The following is a 26,525-nucleotide window of genomic DNA, read 5'->3' on the forward strand; positions in this document are numbered from 1 at the left end:
CAATGTCTTTACTCAAAACAAATATTATGCTACTATTGTTCCCTTCTTAGATGCACGTATAGCTTTAAGCACTTCGTTCGAGTCTTTGTCTATGTTTACAACTACTTTATCAATACGTCCATTGAGTATGTAGTAACCTGAATATGCAACAATACCTACTAACAAACCGGCTGCCGAACATATCATTTTTTGATACAATCCGGTAGAAATAGTATCGATAGCGAGATCATTTGTACGTGCAATATCATAAAATATCTTTATAACTCCAAATATTGTTCCTAAAAATCCAAGCATAGGTGCAATAGAAGCGGTAATTCCCAACCAGTTCATTTGGTTTTCAAGGATATTTACCTGTTGGCGTGCTTCAACCTCCATCGCCTCTTCTATTTCTTTTTCGCTGAATTCAAATTCTTTCAATCCGGCTGCAATAACTTTCGCCGAAGCATAAGGACGTTCTATACAGAATTTTAAGGCCTTATCTATCTTACCCTCATTCACCAACTCGATAACGCGAGACAGCCAAATAGAGTCTTTCTTTCCCAGACGACTTATTACAAGCCATTTGTTTATTATAACATAAATGGAGAGTAACGACAGAAGAAATATAGGTAGAAGTACCCACCCACCTTTCAGGACAAGACTAAAATAAGTTTCTTCAGGTGCAGTCTGTGCAGCTTGATCTGCCATTTCGATCACTGGGTTTGCTGCTTGTAGTAAAATGAATAAATTCATATATATTGATTCCTTATTATTACATAAAATTCGACAGAAGTCCCAAAGATAAGGCCTTCTGTCGAATTATTTTTATTCTTTAATATTCTTTAATATATACCAAAGCTAACGTGTGCTATATACTCATAGAAGTAACTTACTACACCTACGGCAAAAATACCGATCATTGATATTACTAAAGAAGCTTTCATATACTTATCTGTATCTAGCGATTCGATAGGAGAATCTGCCTTCTTTATAAACATTGCCTTCACTACCAACAAATAATAGAAGAGTGATATAACAGTGTTGAGGAACGCTAAGAAAACCAACAAAGTGTGTCCTTGTTCCATAGCTGCCATAAAGACAAACAGCTTACTGAAAAACCCTGCGGCAAATGGAATTCCTCCAAGAGAGAACATGGCGATCATCATAGCCAACGCTAATTTCGGATTTGAATAATACAACCCGTTATAGTCATCCATATTCACTTTACCTGTTTTATCTTCCACTGCTGAGATAACGCCAAAGGCTGCAAGATTGGAAAAGATATAAACAAAGACATAAAATATAGTTGCTGCCATACCTGCCGATGTTCCGGTAAATACACTCAGCATAATATATCCTGCCTGCGAAATAGATGAGAAGGCAAGGAAGCGTTTCATATTTTTCTGACGAAGAGCAAATAAGTTACCAACAGTAATGGTAACAAGGATTACAATCCAGATTATATTTTGCCATACATCTTGCAATGCCGGGAATACCTTAAACAAGATAGTCATAAGAGCAAACACAGCCGCGCCTTTCGATATGGTAGATAAATACAAAGTCACATTAGTAGGTGCTCCCTGATATGTGTCCGGTGCCCAAAGATGGAAAGGAACCAAAGATATCTTGAAGAACAATCCACTCATAACAAACACCATTGCCATAACCACAAGTGGTGTAGAATAGATATTTGCAGCTATATCTGTATAATAAAGAGTTCCGCAAGCTCCGTATAAGAAAGACAATCCGAATGTCATGATTGCTGAAGAGAATATAGCATTAAAGATATATTTTGCTCCGGCTTCGGCCGATTCTTGTTTGTATTTATTAAAAGCAACTAAAGCTGCGATAGGCAGAGATGCTGTTTCGAGTCCGATGTAGAATAACAAGAAGTTTCCTGAAGATATCATCAAGTACATCCCAATCAGAGTAAGAGTTGTGAGCATAAAAAACTCTCCACGTTTCAGAATCGAATCAGGTTTCTTAAGCCATGAGTTTGCTTGCAAGAAAATAAGGAAGACGCCTATATTAAGAATATTCTTTATCGTAAGATAAGCAGGGCCTGTAACATACATTCCGGCAAAAGAGCTTCCATCGTCTTTGATAAAGAAACAAAAAACTGTATGTATAAGGAATATGCCACAAGCTACCGGAAAATAATATTTCTTAGCGTTGTCTGAAGCAAATAAATCATAACAAATGAGTAAGAGGAACGCCACAACAAGTGACAGCTCATGCTTCATCAACAAATAATTACTTAAGTCCATCTTTATATCTTAAAATTACAATGTTTACTATTTATCCTTACTTATTTTATATATGCCAAACTCGCACTGATAAGATCGGAAATCCAACTCGGAAACAATCCCATTCCGGCAACACAAACAATCAACCCTACTGTAGCAACTTTTTCATGCCATACTGCATCTGTCAGCTCCAAGTGGTGAGGATCTTGTACTGGTCCATATAAAATTTTTCCAACCACTTTCAATATATAAACTGCTGTCGCAACAATTGAAGAAACTGCAACAATCGTGAAAATACGATGGAAAAGATCGCTATGCTGGAATGAACCTACAAAGATTGTCATCTCTGCTACGAATCCACTCAATCCCGGAAGTCCCAAAGAAGCCATACCAGCAATAACATAACACACGCTAAGGAATGGCATAATTTTCATGAGCCCTCCCATCTGTCGAATATCACGTGTATGAGTACGACCATATATCATGCCTATCAGAGCAAAGAATAGGGCTGTCATCAATCCGTGTGAAAGCATCTGCATCACAGCACCTGTCATCGCAGTCTGATTCATCATCAATATTGCAAACAATACTAGTCCGCAGTGACTCACCGAAGAGTATGCATTGATGTATTTCAAGTCAGTTTGAGAAATAGCTCCCAGTGCTCCGTAGATAACACTGATACCTGTTAGTATAATAAATATCCATGAAAGCTCGTGAGCCGCTTCCGGCATCAGGCGCATTGCGATGCGGAAACATCCATATCCTCCTAGTTTCATCAATACTCCGGCATGAAGCATAGACACCGCTGTAGGCGCAGATGCGTGACCATCAGGAGACCATGTATGGAATGGGAAAAGAGCACCTAATACTCCAAATCCTAAGAATGTAAGTGGAAATATCCAATATTGAGCAGCTACAGGTATTGCATTGTTTGCAGCTACCTCAAGCATATTAAATGTATAATCTCCCGTTGCTGAAGAGTTGAAATATATACCGAATATACCAACTGCAAGGAAAGCAGAGCCTCCCATCAGCATCAGGGTAAGTTTCATTGCCGAATATTCTTTTCGTCCTGTTCCCCAAAGTCCGATAAGCAGATACATCGGAATCAAAGCAATCTCATAGAAGAAAAACATCGTGAACATATCCAATGAGATAAAAAACCCATATACCCCCACCGAAAGTAAGGTCAACCACATAAAGAAATCTTTAGGCAGCGGATTCATATTCCATGACGCAAATGTTCCGGTGAATATGATAACAGAGGTAAGCAAAAGCATCAACACCGAAATACCATCAACACCGATAGCGTAATGGATATTCAACGCCGCAAACCAAACCTTATCATAAGTAAACAACATTTCGGCTGTATTGCCGGCACTGCGTTCTGCATAGAACATAAAGAGTAAAGCAACTGCCAATACTATTTCAATGGCTGCACCGATTACCGCTACGGTACGGATTTGTTTAATGTTGCGGCATGGTATAAATGCTAACAACATCAAGACAGGTACAAGAACAAATAATGAAAGAATATTCATTGTTTTATATTTTAATCTATATCTTACTTACAAATAAAACATATCAGCCATCCGGCAAAACCCACAACCAAAATCAATGCTCCCAACAAGTATGCCAATGCATACTGCTGAATATAGCCCGATTGTAGTCCTTTGATAGAACGGGCAGCAGCCTGAGTCACGTTTGCCAAAGAGTCCATAAAGGCATCTACAACATTACGGTCAAACCATGCAATAGGCTTAGATATACGCTTGAATATAATGCTACGGGTTACAAACAACCACAGTTCATCGAAATAGAACTTATGCAAAGCCCATGTATACAACGTACTGATGCTTGTTGCAATTTTATCCGGTATTTCATTTTTCTTATAGTATAGTTTAAATGCTATACCCATTCCTATCAGTGAGATCACAACGCTTGTTATAGCCACCTGCATATTAATATGCGCATCGTATGGCATTCTGTCTGAAGTCACAAAATGGCTGAAAGGGACATACCCTGCTCCGAATGCAAAAATGGCTAGTATAATCAACGGGATAGCCATTGCAGGACCAGCCTCATGCGGTTCGTGATGATAGTGTTTCTTTTCGTAGAAGAATATACGAAGGAACAAGCGAGTCATATAGAATGCTGTAAGACCGGCAGCGAAAGATAGTATAAAGTATATAACCTTATTGTGTTCGTATGCCGCAGCTAATATTTCATCTTTACTATAAAATCCGGAGAAGAAAGGAATACCTGCTATCGCAAATAAAGCTACAGCAAAGGCAACACCTGTAATTGGTAATTTTTTCCACAATCCTCCCATGTCGTCCATCTCATTGCTATGAACTGCATGTATAATAGCACCCGCACACAAGAACAATAATGCTTTGAAGAATGCATGAGTAAACAAATGGAACATACCGGCCATATATCCTAAACCTTCGTGACCTCCATATTCGGAAACCCCAAGAGAGGTTAACATAAATGCGATTTGAGATATGGTAGAGAATGCCAATACACGCTTTATATCGGTCTGTGTACAAGCTACAATAGCTGCAAACAATGCGGTTATCGCACCTACATAACCAATAAAATGTAATATATCAGGTGCTCCGAACGCATACACAGGGAACAAACGTGCAACAAGGAATACTCCCGCTACAACCATCGTTGCGGCGTGGATCAACGCCGAAGCAGGTGTAGGACCTTCCATAGCATCCGGCAACCAGATGTGGAATGGCATCATCGCTGATTTTCCGGCTCCACCCATAAATATAAGTAGCATCGCCCACGATATAATCGACAAGCCTAAGAACGATGAACCTTGCATGGTAGCAATAAACGGTGCACCCTGAGCTGTTATATCTGTAAAATCAAACGAGCCTGAGAAATATGATAACAATAAAATTCCGATAAGGAAAAAGAAGTCGGCAAAACGAGTAACAATGAATGCCTTCTTCGAAGCTGCCACTGCAGACGGTTTGATATAATAGAAACTGATAAGCAAGAAGGACGATACCCCCACAAGCTCCCAGAAAATATACATCTGGAAAATATTGGTTGCAACAACCAGTCCCAACATGGCAAAACTAAACAGTGAAAGGAAGGCATAATAACGTTGAAAGCCTTTTTCTCCTTTCATATAACCTAAACTGTATACATGCACCATCAATGATACTGTAGTGATTACCACAAGCATCATTACCGAAATAGGATCGAGATAAACACCCAAATCAATATGCAGTTTATCGGTAAATGTAAGCCATCTTACCGCTGTATGAATCGCCTGATAGGCTCCGTCTACCTTACCCACAACAAAGAAATATTGATATGCCGTCAAGTAAGATAGTATTGTCATTACACTCAGAGAAGTTGTGCCCAGTATTCCGGCAACAACAGGTTTCATGTATTTTCCACCCAGTCCGAGTATAACAAACATAATAGCCGGCAAAGCAACTATCAGTATCGAATATGTAAAATCAAAATGTTCCATATCTTATTACTATTTCCCTGCTTAGTTTTTCATTTTAGTTATATTCTCATCCACATATATACTTTTCACATTACGGTATATATTGATGATAATAGCTATAGCAATAGCTGTTTCTGCCGCAGCAATACCTATTGCAAACAATGTGAAGAAGAATCCCTCAAGCTGTCCCGGATATAAATAGCGGTTAAACACCACAAAGTTTAGATCGGTAGCATTCAGCATCAACTCAACGGATATCAGTACCATCAACATATTTTTACGAGACAGGAAACCATATACTCCTGCAAAAAACATGATGGTGCTCACAACCAGATATGCTTCGATTGGCACCGGCCCGGACAGAAAATTTGTTATAAACTCACCCATAACTTATATCTTTCTTTTTCTTATCTTTTTCTAGCAATCATGATTCCTCCAATGATACAAGCAAGGAGCAATATACTTATTGCTTCAAATGGCAGCAAATATTGATATTTGTCTGTTCCCATCATTCCCATACCTATATCCTGCATATTCAATTCTTTCTGCGTGATGTAGGTATAAAACTTGTTGACATTGTAAAATATAATGTGTCCGCAAATAGCCAAACCTGCCAATGCAGCTAAAGCAGAAATAAATATCCTGCCCGGCTTCTCGAACTTAACATCTACTCCCGGCTCGTGAGTGAGCAAAATAGCGAATATAAACAGTACCATCACCCCTCCGCCATATACAGCAATCTGCACAGCCATCAGAAAATGATAATCCAACAATAAGTACAAGCCCGCAGTACCAAGAAGTACAAACAACAGGAATGTAGCCGAGCGAATAATCTTTTGTGTTGTAACTGCCATAATAGTAGAAAACACAATGATTGTTGCTAAAATGTAAAATATAATTTGTTCTGCCATAATCTATTGATTATCGTATATGTTTATTCTTTGTCTTCTTTTACCCCTTGAACAGGTGCTGATGGAGCAGGTGCAGGAGCAGCACTGTCAACAGCAACTTCTGCTTTTGCCACAGGCTTATCCACTACCGGTTTTGGTTCTTTCTTCTTTTCACGAAGTTTAGATCCATCCCTATTCAATTGTTCTATCAGCTTGCTACGTGTAAACAGTGAGTTCTCGAACGTATTCGCAAACTTGATAGCATCAGACGGACAAGTAATCACACACAGGTTACAAAATGTACATAATCCCAAGTCGTATATATACTTGTCAAGAACTTTCTTTTTCTTGCCATCCTCTGTTTCTATCGATCTCGATATTACCTGTATTGTTCCATTGGGACAATTCATTTGGCAAATACCACAAGCAGTACAAGCATGCTCATTGTTTTCATCGTGAGGCATAGTCAATTCTCCACGAAAGCGATCGGGAATAACAAGGGTTGCCCTATTCTCAGGGTACTGCTCTGTGATCTTCTTAGTCCACAGCTCACCCCATGTAACTCTCATCCCCGTGAGAAGAGATTTAATACCTCCAAATAATCCTGAAAAATATTCTGAAACTGAACTCATTTTCTTATACTATAATTTATTATTTCAGAGTCAAACCAAATACGACAAGAACTACCATCAACAAAATATTGAACAGGTTGATAGGCAGTAAATATTTCCATTCCAGATTCAACAACTGGTCGATACGCAAACGAGGGAATGTCCATCTTACCCACAAGCTAAGGAAGATAAGGAATCCGGCTTTTCCGAAGAACCACAAGAATGATGGTATGTAATTCATAACCTCATTAAAGGCATCCCATCCTTGAATCTGAATAGGCATCCATCCTCCCAAAAATACTGTAGTGGCAATACCGGCTACGATAAACATATTCAGATATTCTGCCAAGTAGAAGAAACCGAACTGTAGTCCCGAATATTCGGTGTGATATCCGGCTGTCAACTCCGATTCGGCCTCGGGTAAGTCAAACGGTCCACGATTTGTTTCAGCATGTCCCGAAATCAGATAAATAATGAATGCAATAAGTGCCGGAACGTGTCCTGCAATTATATTCCATTGATGAAGATATGTTTGTCCTTCTATTATTTTAGAAAAGCTCATTGTTCCCGACAACACCACCATGGTCATCAAAGCAAAACCTGCCGACAATTCATAACTTATAAATTGTGCACCGCTTCGCATAGCACCGATCATCGAGTACTTGTTGTTACTAGACCATCCGGCCAGCAAAACTCCAATAATACCAAGTGAAGATACAGCCACAACATAAAACACTCCAATATTAAAATCTACAGCTTGCAACCCCTTACCAAAAGGCAAAGCACCGAATGTAAGCATAGATGCTATGATCATAAAGAAAGGTGCTGTAAAAAACAGGAATCTGTCCGACTGTCTTACATGGATAATTTCCTTGATAAGGATTTTTACCATATCGGCAACACTCTGAACTAATCCATATTTACCGACACGGTTAGGACCGAGACGAGCCTGAAAGAAAGCTGTGATTTTACGTTCTACATATATCAGAATCAAGGCTAATACTGCGTATAAAGTCAGCAATGCGACAGCAACCAATACAAACTCTATAGCCAAGACCGCCCATGTAGGTAAATTCTTAGTCAGAAATACATCGAACTGGCTAAGCCAATATGATACTTCTACTACTTGAGAATCAAATAACAACATATATCTTCTTATATTGATGAAATAAATATTCAATTAATTAGTCATCGGGTGTAACTTGGCAAAAGCAGTATAAACCGTGCCTTTCCTATCGCTACCCTAAAACGCTCTTGATCAACGGTCGATATCCGGAATCACATAGTCCATAGATCCACCGATACCGATAAAGTCTGATATCTTCTCATCCGCACAGATCAATGGCATAGCCGAAACAGCAGCCATAGAAGGAGAACGGAACTTGAGACGATAAGGAGTTTTATCTCCACGGCTTTCTATATATACTCCAAACTCTCCACGTCCGGCTTCTACTCGCTGATAATATTCACCTTCAGGTAGTTTTATTATCGCTTTTGTTTTTGCCAGATAGTCTCCGTCAGGTATATTATCGATTAGTTGTTCTATGATTTTTAAAGATTCTTCTATTTCGTCAAGGCGATTCAAATATCGGTCGAAAGAGTCTCCATTTTCGCGGATAACTTCATTAAATCCAACCTTATCGTACAACGCATAAGGTATATGTTTACGTATATCGCAAGAGAATCCCGATGCACGTCCTGCAGGTCCTGTAACAGCATACGAAATGGCCTCTTCTTTCGACAGAAGTCCCAATCCTTTCATACGGCCTACTGCGATCACATTTCCGGTGAATAGTTTATCATATTCAACCAAAGCCTTACGCATTACTGGTATAAATGCTTTTACATCCGACTGGAAGTCAGGTTGTATATCAAACATCACACCACCAAGGACATTGTAGTTAATAATCAGACGACCTCCTGTGTTTTTCTCAAATATCTTAAGGATATCTTCCCTCTCGCGCATACCGTATATAAAGGCTGTGGTAGAACCTAAGTCCATACACATCGTACCCCATGCAACCAAGTGAGAATCGATACGATTCAACTCATCCATGATAGTACGTATATATTGAGCTCTTTCGGGAACTTCTATCTGAGCAGCCTTTTCTACACACATACACAATCCATGACGGTTTATGTTGGCAGAAAGATAATCAAGGCGGTCTGTAAAGTGTAGTATTTGCGGATAAGTGAGTTTCTCACTCAGCTTCTCTATTCCGCGATGAATGTAACCACTATGCACATCGATCTTTTTCACGATCTCACCTTCCAATGCTACACGAAAATGCATTACTCCGTGTGTGGATGGATGCTGTGGTCCTATATTTATTATATAATCGTCTTTTTCGAAAATATCTACCCGCTCCTCTTTTAGTTTTCCGTCAGGGGTTTCTACAATACGTGGAGCAGTATCTATAATATCCTTACTTTCTATCGATACGGGATTCTTTACAGGACTCGCATCATAATCTTTCCTCAAAGGAAAACCAACCCAGTCTGAGTTAAGAAAGAAACGGCGCATATCAGGGTTGTTGATAAAGCGAATACCCAGCATGGCAAAAACTTCACGCTCATTATAGTGTGCAGTTTCCCAGATATCGGTAACTGTATACAATAATGGATTTACGCGATCTGCTGTTCCTGTTTTTACTGCTATTTCTTTCGACAAATCTGTTGAAGGGCACAACAAATAAGTTACCATCAGCATCTCTCCTTCATCAGTCCCTGTTAACATTGCCAAGTAATCGAAAGGCATTTCAGCATAGTTGCGAAGCGCTTTTACTAAATGACGTAGTTTGTTAGGTTCTACAGTTACAGTTAAAGGTGTTTTATCTTCAATAACCGCTTCAGGTACAGCTTCGAGTATTACCTTCTTGATATTTTCCATTGTCTCTTTGTTTCTTAGTCTTTTGGGGAAAAGTAAGGGATCTCAGTTCTATATTATTCTTATTTATCCCGTTTGATGTTCTTGTGTCCTTTACGGAACATAAAACGCTCTACTTTTATCTTACGTTGCAATTGCATCAAACCATAAAATAAAGCTTCCGGACGCGGAGGGCATCCCGGCACATATACATCTACAGGAATTATTTCATCAATACCCTTCACAACATGGTATGAATCTACAAATGGACCTCCCGAAATAGCGCAACTACCCATCGCAACTACATATTTTGGTTCTGCCATCTGATCATATACNNGCGGAGCCATCTTATGCACAATCGTACCGGCCACCACCATTGTATCGGCCTGACGTGGACTGTTACGAGTTACCTCCATCCCAAAGCGTGCCAAATCGTAACGAGCTGCTGCTGAAGCCATAAATTCAATACCACAACAACTTGTAGCAAAAGCTAATGGCCACACTGAGTTTGAGCGTCCCCAGTTGATCAGGTCATCAAGCTTACCTACTACAACAGGAACCCCGCCTTCGTTGAGCTCTTTGACATAATCCTCAAGGTATTCATTGTCTTTAAACTCTTCGTTAGGAATACCTTTTATATATATTTTCTTTATTTCCATTTTAATGCTCCTTTCTTCCAGGCATAAGCTAAGCCCAGACCCAATATTATTACGAAAAACAATATACTAATCAGACCGGGTATTTCCAATTGCCTTACAACTGTAGCCCAAGGGAAAAGGAATATAGCCTCAACGTCGAACATTAAGTAAAGAATTGCATACAGGTAATAACCTACCTTAAACTGCATCCAGGAAGTTCCATGCGTAGGGATACCACATTCGTATGGTTCTCCTTTCTGAGGATTGAATGATTTTGGTGATAACAGTAAGGCCATGCCTAATCCGGCACAAACGAGTGTGATTCCAGTTAAGAAAACTACTAAAAAAAGAGCGGAAGAACTCATATTTTTATATTAAAATTAAGACTTTTCTATCGATTGTCTTTAGTTTTTGATAATATTCATAGCGTTTTGCTACAGGCATGAGACACAGACTCGGTTAGAGCCTTCCTGACAATCGGCGCAAAATTAATCTTTTATTTCAGAAACACAAAAAATAAAACGCCAAATTATGCAAATTTGGCAACTATAGATTGCAAAATAGGGAATTAAGCCCGCTCTCTTACGATATAAATAGGCCGTTTTTTTGCCTCCATATATGTTTTTGATAAATATTGCCCCAAGATACCAAGGCAAAATAACTGGATTCCTCCTATAAAGAAAATGATACAGAGAGTAGATGCATAACCTTGCACCGGATCACCGAACAATATCTTTTTGAAGATAATAAAGCATATCATAATGAATGCTATTATACAGAAAAGAATGCCAAAAACGGATGCAATAATCAACGGGCGGGTTGAGAAAGCAATTATACCCTCCAGAGAATACAAAAATAAACCAATAAATGACCACTTTGTTTCTCCGGCCACACGTTCCACATTCTCAAAGGCAATCCATTTTGTTTTAAATCCGACCCATCCGAAAATACCTTTCGAAAAACGGTTGTATTCGCCCATTTCCAATATAGAATCAACCATCTGCCGCGTCATAAGACGAAAATCACGAGCTCCGTCTACAACTTCAGTATCTGATATCTTATTTATCAGCTTATAAAACTGTTTGGCAAAAAACGAACGGATAGGCGGCTCTCCTTTTCGGTCTACCCGGCGAGTAGCCACACAGTCGTAGTCTTCTGTTTTCAAGGTTTCATACATTTCCTTTATCAAGGACGGCGGGTCTTGTAAGTCTGCATCAATTAACGATACATAATTTCCGGTAGCTGCTTGCAAGCCGGCATATATACCTGCTTCTTTACCGAAATTGCGGGAAAAAGACACAAAATGCACTCTTTCGTCCGACTCTCTTAGTTCTTTAATTACTGTTAAGGTTTTGTCCCTCGAACCATCATTTATAAAAATAAATTCAAATTCCTGATCAGGCATTTCTTCCGCAAGTTTCACTACTCCTTTATACAAATACGGAAGAGCTTGTTCTTCATTGTAGCAAGGGACAATCAATGATATTTTATCCATATCGCTCTATTATTTGATTACAAAGTTAATTTTTTTTCGATCTTACACAAGCCCCAGAATATATAAGTCACAACTGTTCCAGATATTTATGCACCAATCGCGAAACCGGGTAATCGTCAACATCGCCAACTCCGATCTTGAGATATTCTTTTCCCAATCGAATTTCCGACACCTCTACTTTATAAAATATTGCATAAATAATTTGATGCGATAAAACATGTTTTATTTGCCGGATGTATTGTATTTTAACATCAGAAGCAGCCTCAAACAACGGTTTAAATTTTTCATCTTTTTGCAATTCCTCAATCGTCAGTTCTTTTTCCGTCTCCACAAGGGGCAATTCGTATAAATTCTGCCAGATATCTTTATCCCCTCGTTTGCGCAAGTACATAGATTCGCCATGTCGGATATCAAAATAATTAAAATAACGATTCCGCACTTTTTGCTTACCCGCTTTTTTAGGATATTGTGCTACTTTGTTTTGAGCATACGCCAAGCATATCGAGGATGCCGGACAAATATCGCAACGAGGCGAAACAGGCATACATTGTAATGCCCCAAATTCCATTATTGCCTGATTATGCAAGCCCGCATTAGCATCATCGAGCAACTCTTGAGCCAATTCTGCAAATACTTTTTTACCTTTGCCACTATCGATGGGTTCGTCAATAGCAAAAATACGCGACAGCACCCGGTACACATTACCATCTACCACAGCATAAGGCTCGTTGTAAGAGATGGAAACTATAGCCGCGGCAGTATAATCGCCCACCCCCTTCAACTTCAAAACATCTTTGTGTTCGCGAGGAAAAACACCATTATAATCTTTCACTATCGACTTTGCCGCCGCCTGAAGGTTTCGCGCCCTGCTATAATAACCAAGCCCCTGCCAAAGCTTCAAAACTTCATCCTCGTCAGCCATTGCCAACATATCCACTTTCGGATATTTTTGTATAAACTTATTACAATAGGAGTAACCTTGATCTACACGTGTCTGCTGCAAGATAACCTCTGAAAGCCATATTGCATACGGATCGGACGTATTGCGCCATGGCAAATCTCTCTTATTAGCTTCATACCACCTTATTAATATAGAGCTTAGTCTTAAATCTTTTTCCATATTCATTTTAGAACACATTAATATACGCTCAAAACAAGCTATAGTTGAACGTTAATTTCTTTATCTAGGAGAAAAAATGATAATTATTTGTTTCAAAGGTAAATAAAAAGCTATATATTTGCAGTCCAAAAAATTAATTGTTTCGAATTTAAAAAGATAAGAAAATGACAAAAGCTGACATCGTTAACGAAATTGCGAAAAATACAGGAATAGACAAAGCTACTGTATTAAAAACAGTTGAATCATTCATGGATGTTGTAAAAGACTCGTTAAGCAAGAATGAAAATGTTTATTTAAGAGGTTTCGGTAGTTTCATAGTGAAGACAAGAGCTCAAAAAACAGCTCGTAACATCTCTAAAAATACGACTATCATCATACCTGCTCACTCAATTCCGGCATTCAAACCTGCCAAGACATTCATAACTCAAGTGAGAAAGTAATTTCGACTTTTTATTAAATTAATTTCTAAATATAAATAACATGCCAAGCGGAAAGAAAAGAAAAAGACATAAAATGTCTACGCACAAGCGCAAAAAAAGATTAAGAAAGAACAGACACAAAAAGAAAAAATAATCTGTAATTCTTTTATTTAATGAAATATACGAGAACAAACTTACAAATTGTTGAATTTCTAAGTTTGTTCTTTGTGTATTTAATGAAAAAGCTTCTTGATACATAAAGAAGTAAACTCTACTATCAGATTTAAATAGGGAATTTAAATCTTATTTTTAATTATAAAACATAGTTATGAATAGCGAACTAATAGTCGATGTTCAGCCCAATGAAGTCTCAATAGCAGTCTTGGAAGACAAGAAACTTGTCGAACTGCAAAAAGAAGGAAGAGACGCTTCATACGCGGTAGGAAACATCTATGCCGGCAAAGTTAAAAAACTGATGCCCGGATTAAATGCTGCTTTTGTAGACATAGGATACAAAAAGGACGCTTTTCTTCACTATTTAGATCTAGGTGCTCAATTCAAATCCGTTGATAAGTTTTACAAACAGGCTTTAGCTGATAAGAAAAAGTTTCCTAACATCTCTAAGATGAAAATGGAAGCAGACATAGACAAAAATGGGTCTATCAGCGACATTCTCAAACCAGGACAAGAAATACTGGTACAAATAGCCAAAGAACCTATATCAACAAAAGGCCCCCGCCTCACAGCCGAGCTTTCACTGGCCGGCCGTTTTTTAGTTGTCATTCCATTCAACGACAAAGTATCTGTCTCTCAGAAAATTAAATCGAAAGAGGAGCGTGCACGGTTAAGACAACTTATACAAAGCATAAAACCAAAAAACTTCGGAGTAATAGTAAGAACCGTAGCTGAAGGAAAAAAGGTAGCTGATCTGGATACAGAACTGAAAACATTGGTAAAACGTTGGGAGGATAATCTTCCTAAGATTCAGAAAAATAAACTTCCAACCCTCGTTTTTGAAGAAACAGGCCGTATTGTGGCCTTACTGAGAGACATCTTCAATCCTACCTTTCAGGAAATCCATGTCAATGATTTAGATACCTGCAACCAGATTAAGGATTATATATCATTTATAGCACCCGACAAAAAAAACATTGTAAAAAGTTATGATGGCGGGTTACCTATCTTTGATAATTTCAATGTAACGAAACAGGTAAAAGCCTTGTTTGGAAAAACAGTTACATTCCGTAATGGCGCATACCTTATCTTGGAACATACCGAAGCCCTTCACGTTGTAGATGTGAACAGCGGCAACAGGTCGAAGAATCCTGAAGCAGGACAAGAGAATAATGCATGGGAAGTGAATTCCGCAGCAGCAGAAGAAATAGCACGTCAATTGAGATTACGAGACATGGGGGGAATCATCGTAATCGACTTCATAGATATGACGGAAGGTGAGCACAAAGCACAACTAATGGCCAAAATGCAGGAGCTGATGGCGAATGATCGGGCAAAGCATAATATACTCCCACTGAGCAAGTTCGGGCTAATGCAGATCACACGTCAGCGTGTACGTCCAGAGATGGAGATATCAACCACCGAAGCATGTCCTACATGTTTTGGAAAAGGAGAAATAAGACCATCCATACTGTTTACAGATACACTGCGCATGAAGATAAGCTATCTGGTAAAAGATCTAAAAGTAAAGAATTTCAAACTCTATATACATCCGTATGTAGCAGCATTTATCAATAAAGGTTTTCCTTCATTAAAGTGGCAATGGAAATGGCGTTATGGCATGGGAGTAAAGATAATCCCAAACCAGAATCTGGCATTCCTCGAATATCATTTTATGGATGAAAATGGAGAAGAAATTGATATGAAACAAGATTTTGAAGTAAAGTAACAATTACTCAGAATATATGAAAAGAGCTGTTTTTAATAATTAAAAACAGCTCTTTTTTTTATTATTCACATACACCGTCGTAACTATTATTATACCTACAAATTAGCAAATAAGAAGAATATCCTTAAATTTGTATATTGATACAAAACGCATGAGTCCGGAAAAAAACATTTATCAACTAGGTCTCTCCCTTAGCGGAGGTGGTGCCAAAGGTTTTGCTCATTTAGGCGTATTGCAAGCACTAAATGAAATTGGTCTTTATCCTCAAATTATATCCGGAACCAGCGCAGGAGCTTTTGCCGGAGTATTATATGCGGATGGATATACTCCTGAGGAAATACTATCATTCTTCAAAAAGAAAGTATTCAGAGAGTTCGCAGAATTTACGATACCACATGGCGGCTTTTTCAAAAGTGATGGATTTCGTTCATTTCTAAAAAAACACCTCAGAGCCAAGACCTTTGAGGATTTGAAAATACCCCTGCGGACTGTCGCTACTGATATAGAATATGGCGAAACAAAGGTATTTTCTACAGGAGCTTTGATACCGGCCGTTATTGCATCATGTTCAGTACCTATCATTTTCCGTCCTGTGGAAATCAACGAACATTATTATGTTGACGGAGGTCTATTTAAGAACTTCCCAGTTTCCACGATACGCAAAGATTGCGCTAAAATTATAGGAGTCAATGTTAGCCCGATTATAAAAGCAGAATTCAGGAGCTCCATTAAATATATAGCAGAAAGGTCTTTCCACTACATGTCCGGCTCCAACACCTTATTAGACCGAAACTTATGCGACTACCTGATAGAGTCGACATCTTTGTCTCAGTATTCAATGTTTGATCTGGAACATGTTGAAGAAATATATCGGGCAGGATATAACCTAACGACAAAATTTTTTGAAGATAAAAAAGAAGCCTTAACAAAAGATTTTCCACATATCAACCTTACATGCATAACACATGCACAATAATAAAATTAGCAGCTATGGCAGAAAAGATTTTTATATACCAAGTACTTCCCCGATTATTCGGCAACGACAACAGCACAAATAAGGAAAGCGGCACCATAGAAGAAAATGGAGTAGGCAAGTTCTCAGCCTTCGACAACAAGGCGTTGAAAGAAATAAAAAAAATGGGATTTACCCATATCTGGTATACCGGCACACTTGAACATGCCTCTACTACCGACTACACAGCAAATGGAATATCAAGAGATCATCCCGATGTAATAAAAGGAAAAGCAGGTTCGCCTTATGCCATCCGCGATTATTATGATGTTTCTCCCGATCTGGCTGACGATGTAGACAATAGAATGCAGGAATTTGAAGACCTGATAGAACGTACGCACAAAAATGGGATGAAAGTCATTATTGATTTTGTACCCAATCATGTTGCACGACAATATCACTCTGATGCAAAACCGAAGAAAATAAAAGACTTGGGAGCAGATGATAATAAAGATGTAGCGTTCGACCCGGATAACAATTTCTATTATATACCCAATCAGAAACTAGAACTGCAATTCCCTACTCAACAAGGAGAAAACGCATACATAGAATATCCGGCTAAAGCAACAGGCAATGACTGCTTCAGCAATAAGCCATCGGTAACAGATTGGTACGAAACGGTTAAGCTGAATTATGGAATAGACTATACCAATAACAGGACAAGCTGCTTTATCCCAACACCAGACACATGGCTAAAGATGAAAGACATTCTTCTATTCTGGGTAGCCAAAGGGGTAGACGGATTTAGATGTGATATGGCGGAGATGGTTCCTGTCGAATTTTGGAATTGGGTAATACCAAGGGTAAAAGCAAAAAACAAAACACTCATCTTCATTGCAGAGGTATATAACCCCGACTTGTATCACAAATATGTAGATTGGGGACTGTTTGATTATCTGTACGACAAAGTCGGGCTGTATGACACGCTACGCAATATAATCAATCACCAACAACCTTCGTCGGACATTACCTTTTCTTGGCAAAGCATTGACGGACTACAAACCAAAATGCTAAACTTTCTGGAAAACCATGATGAACAGCGCATTGCATCAGATTTCTTTGCAGGCAATCCATTCAAAGCCATTCCGGGAATGATTGTAACTGCAACAATGAATACCAATCCTGTAATGATCTACTTCGGACAAGAACTGGGTGAACGAGGAATGGATAAAGAAGGTTTTAGCGGACTAGATGGACGTACAACCATCTTTGATTATTGGTCGGTAGACTCTATAAGAAGCTGGAGGAACAAAGGAACATTCACAGAAAGCGGACTAAATGAGGAACAGATCAAACTACGGAAGTTTTATATTCAACTGCTAAAAATAGCAAAAGAAGAACAGTCAATCAGAACAGGTAAATTCTTTGATCTGATGTATGCTAATTATAGCAACATGGCCTTCGATTCTACAAAGCAATACGCTTTTTTGAGGTCTGCCAAAGATGAATTCTTGATTGTAGTTGCTAATTTTGACTCCAAACCTGTGGATATTTCCGTTCACATCCCTTTTCATGCTTTCGAATACATGGAAATAAAACCGCACGAAATAAAAAAGGCGAAAGAACTGCTTTCTAAAAAGAATTTCACATTAAGCCCACAATGGGATCGGAACCTGTTTTTAAACATAGAAGAATATTCTGGGAAAATAATTAAATTTTCTATGAGCTAATTGTGTTGTTTTTCCTAATTTTACAGTCTCATATAAATCTATTAAAAAACTTTCCATAAAGATTAAAAAATTAAAGAAGAGATGGACAATAATCTACCTTTCAAAATTTTCTCGGGAACTAATTCTCGTTACTTAGCTGAAAAAATATGTACTAGCCTTGGATGCCCTTTGGGTAAAATGAAAATTGAACGCTTCGCTGATGGAGAATTCTCTGTTTCATACGAAGAGTCAATCAGGGGGTGTCAGGTTTTTTTAATACAGTCCACATTCCCTTCTTCAGATAATCTTATGGAACTTCTATTGATGATTGATGCAGCAAAAAGAGCGTCTGCCTCATCTATAATAGCTGTAATACCATACTTCGGTTGGGCTCGCCAAGACCGCAAAGATAAACCTCGTGTTTCTATCGGTGCTAAACTTATTGCGGACATGCTTAGTGCAGCAGGCATCAACAGACTAATAACTATGGATTTGCATGCCGACCAGATACAAGGATTCTTCAATGTTCCGGTAGACCACTTATATGCATCTGCCATATTTGTAGACTATATTAAGACATTAGATACCGACAACCTAGTGATAGCAACACCGGATGTGGGTGGTACAAAACGTGCAAGCTCGTACGCCAAATACTTTGGTTTGCCAATGGTTATATGCTATAAACTTCGCAAGAAAGCAAACGAAATATCCGAAATGCAAATTATCGGGGACGTTACAGGAATGGACGTACTGTTGGTAGATGACATTGTGGATACAGCAGGTACAATAACAAAAGCTGCCGATATAATGAAAGCCAGTGGAGCGAGATCGGTGAGAGCTATAGCCAGTCATGCGGTGATGTCTGACCCTGCATCGGAAAGAGTAACCCAATCGGGACTTACCGAAATGGTATTTACAGACAGCATCCCTTACTCTAAGAAGTGCGAAAAGGTAGTTATTCTATCTGTAGCTGATGTGTTTGCGAACGCCATTCGCAGGGTATTAAGCAACGAATCTATCAGCTCACTATATATCCTATAAATACAAAACAGATATAAAATAGATACATCAGAGAGGTGATTCATTCATCTCTTTTTTCTTTTGTACTAAAATTCAGATTCCAAATTTGTATATATCGCCAAATAAAGATACTTTTGCACCTTACATTAAATATGTTTATCACAAAATAATGAAGGTTCATCACGAAGGACGAGACGTTTTAACAACATATTTTATAATCCTGTTTATATTAAACGGGATACTTTGGTATTTCTTCCGTCACACATTTTTATCCTATCTCGCAGGTGGAGCATCACTTGTTTTTTTCGGCATAGTGCTCAACTTCTATCGGAGCCCGTATAGGCAATTCAAAGGCGACAGCAACGGTGTTGTGGTAGCGTCTGCCGATGGAAAGATAGTAGCCATAGAAGAAGTGTATGAAGGCGAATACTTTAAAGACAAACGTATTATCGTATCTATATTCATGTCTCCATTCAATGTTCATGCAAACTGGTATCCGATCAACGGAAAAGTATTGATGTCTAAGCATCATGATGGACGCTTTATGGCAGCATACCTGCCAAAATCGAGTACAGAAAACGAGAGATCGACTGTAGTCATGGAAACCGAAGACGGTAAAAACCAAATATTGCTGCGTCAGGTAGCAGGAGCTATGGCCCGACGGATTGTAACCTATGCGCAGGTTGGAGAAACAGGCAGCATAGACGAACACCTCGGCTTCATCAAACTTGGATCAAGGGTTGATGTATATCTACCGTTAGGCACTGAGATACTTGTAGAAATGGATCAAAAGGTAACCGGAAACCAGACTGTAATAGCGAAGTTCCAAGCATAAGAAGATGAAAAAGCATATCCCAAATACACTCACTTCTCTCAATCTGTTTTCAGGATCGATAGCCACCGTTATGGCATTTCAGGGAGAATACACATGGGTAGTAGTATGGGTTATCATCGCAGCCCTGTTCGATTTCTCCGATGGGTTTGCCGCTCGCTTACTGAAGGCCTATTCCCCAATAGGCAAAGAGCTCGACTCTTTGGCCGACATGGTTAGTTTTGGATTAGCCCCCAGCATTGCAGCCTTCCGCTTCCTGTCAGACAACACAATACGCATATCTCAGAATCCGATCATAATAGAATATCTACCATATATAGCATTTCTACTCGCTATATTCTCAGCTTTGCGCTTAGCAAAGTTCAATGTAGACGAAAGGCAAAGCGAGTCTTTTATCGGGTTAAATACTCCGGCTAATGCCATGTTTTGGGTTAGCTTCTGTTATGGTCTTGCGTACAAAGTTCCGATGATTACTCCATCGTTGATATATACTTTTCTGGTTGCCATTGTAGTATTCTCATTACTCATGGTATCGGAAATTCCAATGTTCTCGTTAAAGATAAAAAACATCAAGTTTAAAGGAAACGAGTACCGTTATTTTCTTGCGGCATTCATTATCGTAGCCACAATAACAATCGGAGTGCTTGGAATAGCAGCAGGAATATTGCTATATATCACTCTGTCGATCTTTCAACAAACAGGAATATTAAANNAAAAGTAACAAAAGTAACAGGTTTCGCATTCTTTTGCTGTGTCACTTTTTGCTGCACACTACAAAATCAACATACAATCATTTCAAAGACCTTTTGTTATAAGATAAATTCTTAAAAAAGAAATTATCTATATACTCAAATCTTTCAAATTGGAGAGAAGGATAAAAAGACTATCAATCTGCTCTTACCTATTCATAGATGGATAAAATATATACGGACTTAGAGCTCCCCGAGTCGAAATAGTAAACAATGCGGTATAAGATGCCGATGTGCCACCATTATTGACTTGCATATAAACGATTTGTTTGCGGGGATTATAATACACAACCATATCTTCAATATCTGGCTCAAGCAAATGCTCGAATATCTTCTGAGGAACAGGAATATTCCGTCCTTTTATAGACACCGTAATAGATTTATAGTGCAACTGAGGAGAAGACCACCTTGAGACACCGTAAGCCTTCTTACCGTTTACCATGTAGGTACCGTCAGCACCTTTTTTCACTGAAGTATCTTTTGAACCGATGGGTGCAATGGAAACAACAACACGCACATCAGCATTCTTGAACGATATACTACCATGAGCCGATAGACGTTCTACTTCTACTATATCATAATCATCCACCCGCATCAGTTTTCTTCCATGTATATATCCGCCGCTCACGCTTCTATCAGGCATATAGCGATAGACCTGACGCCATGGATCTGTACTCTGATCTATAGGCAGCATATAAAAAACAGAATCGTTGGGAATCTCTACAGCATTATGCAAATCGCCAAGACGAGGACAAAAGTCAATTCGTCCGCGAACGGTGTCTTGCGCCACCACAAATTGTGCGTTAACGTTCTGTGCGCACATACTCAAAATAAATGATACAAGTAAAACTGTGTAAATCCTTTTCATGTGCTTATTATTATAGAGTTACAAAATATCCTTCGAAAGAAAAAGAAAAGTCCTTATTCAATAACCTTATACAACTTGCGGGCTTCTATAAGGTGTACAGCATTGAAGTGCCACCATTCGCCACGTATAGTCAAAAAACCGGCATGCCTCATCACTTTGCGCAATAATTCACGATTTGCGACTTGCTGTTTTGTAAGAACCCCTCGTTGCACCAATTCAGCCTCCTTATTGATACCCGCAGCACCACCAAAAAAATCGAAGGGAGTGCCCATATCCAAAGGTACACCTTTTTTATTACAAATAGTAAGATCTACTGCCATTCCATAATTATGAAGACCTGTACGTGAAGGGTTTGCGACATAAGCCGCATATTTGGTATTCTGCACCACCCGATACATCTTATGCTGCACACTCAAAGGACGTACGGCATCATAAACCAATAAACTATAATCAGGGTGGAGTGTTTTCAAATACTTCTGTGCAGCCACCAGCTTTTTTGCAGCCAAAGGATGCAGATATATATTTGCCAACGAATCGTAAAGGATTGTTTTTGTAAAGTTATCTGTTGTTGCATACTTTAGATCTACACGAATACTACTGTCTAAAGCATTGACATTTATCAGCTCCTGCGTTTGCAAATATTCTTCGAGACTAATAGATGCTGTCTTTTGCTGCTGAGCAAATAAAGCACAAGGCAACAACAAAAGACAGCAATATAGAAATATATATTTTTTAATCTTCCTCATCCTCTTCATCGAAGTCATACTCAACATATTCCCTGCTCAATATTTCGTCGATAATTTCACATGTTTGCACAAACTCCTCTGTATTCTTTAATCTGTCGATAGACTGATATGCTTCTTTAAGAGATTGCAGCATGATCACATCATCTTCGCTAGCTCCCATCTCCGGACTTTCAACAAACCAATGCAATTCATTTTTCAGGTTCTCACGGGCAGCATTATAAAAAACAAGAGCGGCTTCAGTCTCTCCCACCCGTTCCTTTATTTTAGCAGCTTCTATCATATCATGCCCCACTATATTTTTGTAGTTACTCATGATAGACAGCGTAAGCTTGGTTCTCATAACCGTGGCAAAGTGCAGTCCTTCAACATCTTCCTTTTCACGAAAATAATAAGCCAATGTATTCAATGACATACGAATCGATGAAGCTTCTTTGATTACAACTTCGGAAACAGGCCTCATAGGATATCCTTGAGTCTCCTTTTGCAACTGCTCAATCATATCGGGTGTAAAATCGAAAATCTTATTCAAGATCGATTCTTTTATTTCATCATAATTCCCATTGATATCTGATGCAAAAACGAAACGAACCAAATCTCTGAATAAACGACTATTCGGCTCTTTGATCGTTACAAAATCGTATGTATCAAGTGTATTGCTCTTACCCTCTGTAAAAAGTTCGGCAAGTATTTTATTTATATGCTCATCTTCTTCCGATAATATCGGGTGCAATTCTTCGGTTTTGTTTTCTATTATCAAATCCCATATTAGCTGGTTTTCGGTACTAAAAAATGGTTTCAATTCGTCATTCAGCGTCAGTCTTTTGTTTGTCATTGGTATTAGTATTAGTTATATTTGTTTCTTGTGATACAGTTCCTTTTTTCATCGCCGAATATATCTCTTCCTGAATACGTGTACGTATATTTAAAGTAGATATCGCATTATGAGTTCGCTTATCGTTCACTCTGTTCGACAAAAATATATAAATTAAATTATTATCGGGATCAACCCAGAAGCAAGTTCCTGTAAATCCTGTATGCCCGTATGTACTGGCAGGTGCGCTTAACGCTGTCGGACTCGATTTGCCGGTGGTTGTTTCCGGCTTGTCAAAGCCCAGCCCACGACGTGAAATTCCGCTCTTTGCTTGAAGAAACAGTTGACAAGTTTTTGGCGACAAATACTCCTCACCGCCATACGTACCCATATTCAGCCACATCTGATACAGCTTGGCAATATCATTCGCATCCGAAAATAAGCCTGCATTACCCGATATTCCACCCATAAAGGCTGCACCTTCGTCATGTACATAGCCTTGCAAGAGTTGTTTGCGTAGAAAATCATCTTTCTCGGTAGGGACAATTCTCTGCTTATCGAATTTTGTCAAGGGCTTGTAAGTGGTGGTTGTAGCACCGAGCTTGCTGAAAAAGTTTTCCTGTACAAATGTATTCAAATCCTCTTTCGATATTTTTTCTACGACTTCTTTCAGTAGCATAAAGTTGAGACAACTATATACATATTGTTTTCTTTTAGACAATTTTGACTTCGCAATTTCAGAAATAATAGTATCTGAATAAGTTTCGTTGATGTAAAACCCCTCGGCCAAAGGTAAGAAACCTGCTTTAGGAGTTTGAGACACTATCGAAGGTTTAAATTTATAATCTGTACGAGCCCATGTATTCGCATCAAACTGAGCAGAATAAAGAGAAGTCTGCGTACGATTGAATAATTTACCTTCATAGCTATCATCGTCTATCGCATTCATATAATAAGGTATAAAGGCAGGAAGTCGGCTTTCGTGCAAGAGAGCATCGCGGACTGTTATATCCGATTTATCCGTACCTTTCAGTGCAGATACATAGTTGCTGATAGGTGTATTGAGTTTCAATTTAGCATCGTCATACAATTTCATCACGGCAGGAACGGTAGCCGTAGCCTTCGTCATGGAGGCAAGGTCGTACAAGTCGGTATTCGTTACCTTTTGCTTGCCATCATATTCGAACGAACCGAATGATTTATTATAAATAACTTCTCCATCTTTGGCTATCAATATCTGACAGCCCGGAAAAGCCTGAGATTTTATCCCTTCCTGTACAATAGTCTCTATACCATCCAGTCGGCTTGTTACTATGCCTACATCTTCGGGCACAGTATAGCTTAGTCTTATTTTTTTAGTATTGATCCCTTTTCCTTCTTTAAACACTCCTTTCACTGTCACAGGAGCTTTTCCTGTAATAGCATTTCCGCCAAATATAGCTTGAGCCGCATAGTTCTGAGCGAGATCGGTATCTTCATAAGCCAGCAAAACTCCATCGGCATTTTTGACTGTAGAGGCATAAGCTGCTACCCGATAAGGATTAATGAAAAAGGTCAGTACAGTTTCTTTTCCTTGTATTACATTTTGTATAGCAGTACTAAAATTTGTTCTTGTAGTGTGCACCGATACTATAATTGTATTATATGGCTCAAGGACTTTTTTCAGTTGCAGAAGAGCATCGCTATCCGAAACATTGAAGCAGGTAACATCTCCATACATTTTCAAAATATTATGAAATGTATTGTCCACCGAAGCGCCTATTGATATCGCTGCAATTTTTCTCTTATCAAGTCCCTTTAGCGGAACGATTTTATCATCATCTTTTATCAATGTCATCGCATCCCGATGCAGATTTCGGTTTATCCACTCGGCATTCGTATTATTCAGGCTTTGAATAAGACCCGAAGCTTCTATAGTCGTGACATGATTCAAACCCAGGATATATTTATACGCCAATACCTTCTTACACTTAACCTCTATTTGTGATTCCGTGAGTAAGGTATCTGCTATCGCTTTCTTTACCGCATTAAATTCTTTTGCTGTATTAACGGGCCCGAGAAGAACATCATTGCCCGCCAACAAAGCCCTCACACAATAGTTATCTTCACCTGAAACTCCTTTCATCTGTAAGCCATCTGTAAAGATCAATCCCGAGAAGCCAAGATCGTTTTGCAACAGCTTCGTAGTGATAGGTTCAGACAGAGAGCTGGGTTGCCTTTTGGGATCGAGAGCAGGAATATTCAAATGCCCGATCATCATTCCCGACAAACCTGCATCAATGTATTTTCTGAAAGGCTTTATCTCAAAATCATCAAGCCTGTCTTTGTCATGTGTAATGGTAGGCAAAGTTTTATGAGAGTCAGTGGATGTATCGCCATGTCCCGGAAAATGTTTCGCTACGGCCATCACCCCACCTGCTTCCAAGCCTTTCGAATACATAACACCAAGTTGGGCCACACGATCGGGGTCTTCACCGAACGAACGGTTCCCGATCACAGGATTATTGGGATTGCTATTAACATCGAGCGCAGGAGCAAAATTTACTTGCACGCCTATCAACTTACACTGACGAGCGACTTCGAGACCATAATAATATAACAGGGAATCATTTTGAATTGCACCTAGCATCATATTGCGAGGAAACTGCGTTGTATTATCTAACCTCATCGACAAGCCCCATTCCCCATCGAGCGAGATCATCAAAGGAGTTTTAGCTGTTTGTTGCGCATAATTGGTGAGTTCCGCTTGATTTTGGGGAGAGCCTTTAGAGAACAAAATTCCGCCGACATACTGGTTCGTTATCAGGTTTTTTATTGTGGTTTTATTCGATTCTGTATTATCTCCGCTGACAATAGGCATAAAAAGCTGCCCGATACGCTCATCCAGCGACATTTGATTATAAACCGAGTCGACCCAATGTCCCATTTTTTCTTTATCGACCGTATCGTAGAGAGTCGTTGTTTTACTTCCTAAAGCAGCAACATTGAGGCATATCGTTGCAAAAAATGCAGTTGCAGCTGCTATATATTTTATTTTCATTTTATACTTGATAATAAATTAAAAGGCTTTTTCTCCTGTATACATACAAAAGTATAACGAATAAGCCTTATAAAACCAATAAAAAACTTTAATTAAACATAGATTAACAAAGATATAATACCTTGTGTTATGATTATTTAACCTTAAAAT

General features: G+C 38.9%; 24 protein-coding genes. 7 read left to right on the forward strand and 17 right to left on the reverse strand.

What is annotated here, in order from left to right:
* Window positions 1-24 precede the first annotated feature (24 nt).
* From B3P17_RS00595 to mutY, 13 genes are all read right to left on the reverse strand, one after another.
* Window positions 25-732, reverse strand: coding sequence for a MotA/TolQ/ExbB proton channel family protein (locus tag B3P17_RS00595; RefSeq protein ID WP_252637267.1), 708 nt, complete (start codon window positions 730-732; stop codon window positions 25-27).
* An 89-nt stretch (window positions 733-821) separates the two neighbouring features.
* The gene (locus tag B3P17_RS00600; RefSeq protein WP_291102544.1) at window positions 822-2,246 is read right to left on the reverse strand and encodes an NADH-quinone oxidoreductase subunit N; all 1,425 of its coding nucleotides are present in this window, start codon (window positions 2,244-2,246) and stop codon (window positions 822-824) included.
* Window positions 2,247-2,287: 41 nt separating this feature from the next.
* Complete coding sequence (locus B3P17_RS00605) at window positions 2,288-3,766, reverse strand: complex I subunit 4 family protein (RefSeq protein ID WP_252637263.1); 1,479 nt, start codon at window positions 3,764-3,766, stop codon at window positions 2,288-2,290.
* A gap of 23 nt (window positions 3,767-3,789) precedes the next feature.
* Entirely contained in the window at window positions 3,790-5,727 is a 1,938-nt protein-coding gene (nuoL, locus tag B3P17_RS00610; protein ID WP_252637262.1) for an NADH-quinone oxidoreductase subunit L, read from the reverse strand.
* Between the two features lie 21 nt (window positions 5,728-5,748).
* The gene (gene nuoK, locus B3P17_RS00615) at window positions 5,749-6,093 is read right to left on the reverse strand and encodes an NADH-quinone oxidoreductase subunit NuoK (RefSeq protein ID WP_006841403.1); all 345 of its coding nucleotides are present in this window, start codon (window positions 6,091-6,093) and stop codon (window positions 5,749-5,751) included.
* 20 nt (window positions 6,094-6,113) lie between these two features.
* Window positions 6,114-6,617, reverse strand: coding sequence for an NADH-quinone oxidoreductase subunit J (locus tag B3P17_RS00620; RefSeq protein WP_135106841.1), 504 nt, complete (start codon window positions 6,615-6,617; stop codon window positions 6,114-6,116).
* Between the two features lie 23 nt (window positions 6,618-6,640).
* A complete protein-coding gene (locus B3P17_RS00625; RefSeq protein ID WP_252637260.1) occupies window positions 6,641-7,228 on the reverse strand; it encodes a 4Fe-4S binding protein in 588 nt (195 codons plus the stop codon).
* A 19-nt stretch (window positions 7,229-7,247) separates the two neighbouring features.
* Window positions 7,248-8,354: an NADH-quinone oxidoreductase subunit NuoH gene (gene nuoH, locus B3P17_RS00630; RefSeq protein ID WP_252637258.1), complete on the reverse strand. Its 1,107-nt coding sequence runs from the start codon at window positions 8,352-8,354 to the stop codon at window positions 7,248-7,250.
* 111 nt (window positions 8,355-8,465) lie between these two features.
* On the reverse strand, window positions 8,466-10,097 hold the full coding sequence (locus tag B3P17_RS00635) for an NADH-quinone oxidoreductase subunit D (RefSeq protein WP_252637256.1): 1,632 nt from the start codon (window positions 10,095-10,097) through the stop codon (window positions 8,466-8,468).
* A 59-nt stretch (window positions 10,098-10,156) separates the two neighbouring features.
* Window positions 10,157-10,732, reverse strand: a complete 576-nt coding sequence (locus B3P17_RS00640) for an NADH-quinone oxidoreductase subunit B (RefSeq protein ID WP_291102552.1) — start codon at window positions 10,730-10,732, stop codon at window positions 10,157-10,159.
* Entirely contained in the window at window positions 10,723-11,076 is a 354-nt protein-coding gene (locus B3P17_RS00645; RefSeq protein WP_252637254.1) for an NADH-quinone oxidoreductase subunit A, read from the reverse strand. The genes B3P17_RS00640 and B3P17_RS00645 overlap by 10 nt, the downstream gene beginning before the upstream one ends.
* Window positions 11,077-11,279: 203 nt before the next feature.
* Window positions 11,280-12,206, reverse strand: a complete 927-nt coding sequence (locus B3P17_RS00650; protein ID WP_252637252.1) for a glycosyltransferase family 2 protein — start codon at window positions 12,204-12,206, stop codon at window positions 11,280-11,282.
* Window positions 12,207-12,273: 67 nt separating this feature from the next.
* Window positions 12,274-13,332 carry an A/G-specific adenine glycosylase gene (mutY, locus tag B3P17_RS00655; protein WP_291102557.1) on the reverse strand — a complete coding sequence of 353 codons (1,059 nt, stop codon included), beginning with the start codon at window positions 13,330-13,332 and terminating at the stop codon, window positions 12,274-12,276.
* A 158-nt stretch (window positions 13,333-13,490) separates the two neighbouring features.
* Between mutY and B3P17_RS00660 the strand changes: the two genes are divergently transcribed.
* The 7 genes from B3P17_RS00660 (at window position 13,491) to B3P17_RS00690 (ending at window position 20,882) form a co-directional block, all read left to right on the forward strand.
* Window positions 13,491-13,766, forward strand: coding sequence for an HU family DNA-binding protein (locus B3P17_RS00660; protein WP_006841412.1), 276 nt, complete (start codon window positions 13,491-13,493; stop codon window positions 13,764-13,766).
* 307 nt (window positions 13,767-14,073) lie between these two features.
* Complete coding sequence (locus tag B3P17_RS00665) at window positions 14,074-15,648, forward strand: Rne/Rng family ribonuclease (RefSeq protein ID WP_252637248.1); 1,575 nt, start codon at window positions 14,074-14,076, stop codon at window positions 15,646-15,648.
* 151 nt (window positions 15,649-15,799) lie between these two features.
* Window positions 15,800-16,624 carry a patatin-like phospholipase family protein gene (locus tag B3P17_RS00670; protein WP_289781677.1) on the forward strand — a complete coding sequence of 275 codons (825 nt, stop codon included), beginning with the start codon at window positions 15,800-15,802 and terminating at the stop codon, window positions 16,622-16,624.
* Between the two features lie 14 nt (window positions 16,625-16,638).
* Entirely contained in the window at window positions 16,639-18,330 is a 1,692-nt protein-coding gene (locus B3P17_RS00675; RefSeq protein WP_252637246.1) for an alpha-amylase family glycosyl hydrolase, read from the forward strand.
* 81 nt (window positions 18,331-18,411) lie between these two features.
* Complete coding sequence (locus tag B3P17_RS00680) at window positions 18,412-19,350, forward strand: ribose-phosphate pyrophosphokinase (protein WP_135106823.1); 939 nt, start codon at window positions 18,412-18,414, stop codon at window positions 19,348-19,350.
* Between the two features lie 148 nt (window positions 19,351-19,498).
* Window positions 19,499-20,164 (forward strand): phosphatidylserine decarboxylase family protein, encoded by a 666-nt coding sequence (locus B3P17_RS00685; RefSeq protein ID WP_252637245.1) that lies wholly within the window; start codon window positions 19,499-19,501, stop codon window positions 20,162-20,164.
* A gap of 4 nt (window positions 20,165-20,168) precedes the next feature.
* Window positions 20,169-20,882: a CDP-alcohol phosphatidyltransferase family protein gene (locus tag B3P17_RS00690; RefSeq protein WP_291102564.1), complete on the forward strand. Its 714-nt coding sequence runs from the start codon at window positions 20,169-20,171 to the stop codon at window positions 20,880-20,882.
* Between the two features lie 176 nt (window positions 20,883-21,058).
* Here the strand turns inward: B3P17_RS00690 and B3P17_RS00695 are convergent, their stop codons facing one another.
* From B3P17_RS00695 to B3P17_RS00710, 4 genes are read right to left on the reverse strand one after another with little or no spacing between them, the layout of a single operon-like run.
* Entirely contained in the window at window positions 21,059-21,778 is a 720-nt protein-coding gene (locus tag B3P17_RS00695) for a hypothetical protein (RefSeq protein WP_252637243.1), read from the reverse strand.
* 53 nt (window positions 21,779-21,831) lie between these two features.
* Complete coding sequence (locus tag B3P17_RS00700) at window positions 21,832-22,524, reverse strand: M15 family metallopeptidase (protein ID WP_252637242.1); 693 nt, start codon at window positions 22,522-22,524, stop codon at window positions 21,832-21,834.
* Entirely contained in the window at window positions 22,511-23,356 is an 846-nt protein-coding gene (locus tag B3P17_RS00705) for a hypothetical protein (RefSeq protein WP_252637241.1), read from the reverse strand. Before B3P17_RS00705 ends, B3P17_RS00700 begins: the two co-directional genes overlap by 14 nt.
* Window positions 23,328-26,375, reverse strand: a complete 3,048-nt coding sequence (locus B3P17_RS00710; RefSeq protein WP_252637239.1) for a glycoside hydrolase family 3 N-terminal domain-containing protein — start codon at window positions 26,373-26,375, stop codon at window positions 23,328-23,330. The genes B3P17_RS00705 and B3P17_RS00710 overlap by 29 nt, the downstream gene beginning before the upstream one ends.
* Between the last annotated feature and the right edge of the window lie 150 nt (window positions 26,376-26,525).

The organism is Dysgonomonas sp. UBA7630 (genome assembly GCF_002483985.1).
Lineage (GTDB): Bacteria > Bacteroidota > Bacteroidia > Bacteroidales > Dysgonomonadaceae > Dysgonomonas.

Excerpts from the sequence above, each read along its gene's own strand:
- B3P17_RS00595 (WP_252637267.1), bottom strand. The coding sequence starts at position 732 with ATGAATTTATTCATTTTACTACAAGCAGCAAACCCAGTGATCGAAATG.
- B3P17_RS00600 (WP_291102544.1), bottom strand. The coding sequence starts at position 2,246 with ATGGACTTAAGTAATTATTTGTTGATGAAGCATGAGCTGTCACTTGTT.
- B3P17_RS00605 (WP_252637263.1), bottom strand. The coding sequence starts at position 3,766 with ATGAATATTCTTTCATTATTTGTTCTTGTACCTGTCTTGATGTTGTTA.
- nuoL (WP_252637262.1), bottom strand. The coding sequence starts at position 5,727 with ATGGAACATTTTGATTTTACATATTCGATACTGATAGTTGCTTTGCCG.
- nuoK (WP_006841403.1), bottom strand. The coding sequence starts at position 6,093 with ATGGGTGAGTTTATAACAAATTTTCTGTCCGGGCCGGTGCCAATCGAA.
- B3P17_RS00620 (WP_135106841.1), bottom strand. The coding sequence starts at position 6,617 with ATGGCAGAACAAATTATATTTTACATTTTAGCAACAATCATTGTGTTT.
- B3P17_RS00625 (WP_252637260.1), bottom strand. The coding sequence starts at position 7,228 with ATGAGTTCAGTTTCAGAATATTTTTCAGGATTATTTGGAGGTATTAAA.
- nuoH (WP_252637258.1), bottom strand. The coding sequence starts at position 8,354 with ATGTTGTTATTTGATTCTCAAGTAGTAGAAGTATCATATTGGCTTAGC.
- B3P17_RS00635 (WP_252637256.1), bottom strand. The coding sequence starts at position 10,097 with ATGGAAAATATCAAGAAGGTAATACTCGAAGCTGTACCTGAAGCGGTT.
- B3P17_RS00645 (WP_252637254.1), bottom strand. The coding sequence starts at position 11,076 with ATGAGTTCTTCCGCTCTTTTTTTAGTAGTTTTCTTAACTGGAATCACA.
- B3P17_RS00650 (WP_252637252.1), bottom strand. The coding sequence starts at position 12,206 with ATGGATAAAATATCATTGATTGTCCCTTGCTACAATGAAGAACAAGCT.
- mutY (WP_291102557.1), bottom strand. The coding sequence starts at position 13,332 with ATGAATATGGAAAAAGATTTAAGACTAAGCTCTATATTAATAAGGTGG.
- B3P17_RS00660 (WP_006841412.1), top strand. The coding sequence starts at position 13,491 with ATGACAAAAGCTGACATCGTTAACGAAATTGCGAAAAATACAGGAATA.
- B3P17_RS00665 (WP_252637248.1), top strand. The coding sequence starts at position 14,074 with ATGAATAGCGAACTAATAGTCGATGTTCAGCCCAATGAAGTCTCAATA.
- B3P17_RS00670 (WP_289781677.1), top strand. The coding sequence starts at position 15,800 with ATGAGTCCGGAAAAAAACATTTATCAACTAGGTCTCTCCCTTAGCGGA.
- B3P17_RS00675 (WP_252637246.1), top strand. The coding sequence starts at position 16,639 with ATGGCAGAAAAGATTTTTATATACCAAGTACTTCCCCGATTATTCGGC.
- B3P17_RS00680 (WP_135106823.1), top strand. The coding sequence starts at position 18,412 with ATGGACAATAATCTACCTTTCAAAATTTTCTCGGGAACTAATTCTCGT.
- B3P17_RS00685 (WP_252637245.1), top strand. The coding sequence starts at position 19,499 with ATGAAGGTTCATCACGAAGGACGAGACGTTTTAACAACATATTTTATA.
- B3P17_RS00695 (WP_252637243.1), bottom strand. The coding sequence starts at position 21,778 with ATGAAAAGGATTTACACAGTTTTACTTGTATCATTTATTTTGAGTATG.
- B3P17_RS00700 (WP_252637242.1), bottom strand. The coding sequence starts at position 22,524 with ATGAGGAAGATTAAAAAATATATATTTCTATATTGCTGTCTTTTGTTG.
- B3P17_RS00705 (WP_252637241.1), bottom strand. The coding sequence starts at position 23,356 with ATGACAAACAAAAGACTGACGCTGAATGACGAATTGAAACCATTTTTT.
- B3P17_RS00710 (WP_252637239.1), bottom strand. The coding sequence starts at position 26,375 with ATGAAAATAAAATATATAGCAGCTGCAACTGCATTTTTTGCAACGATA.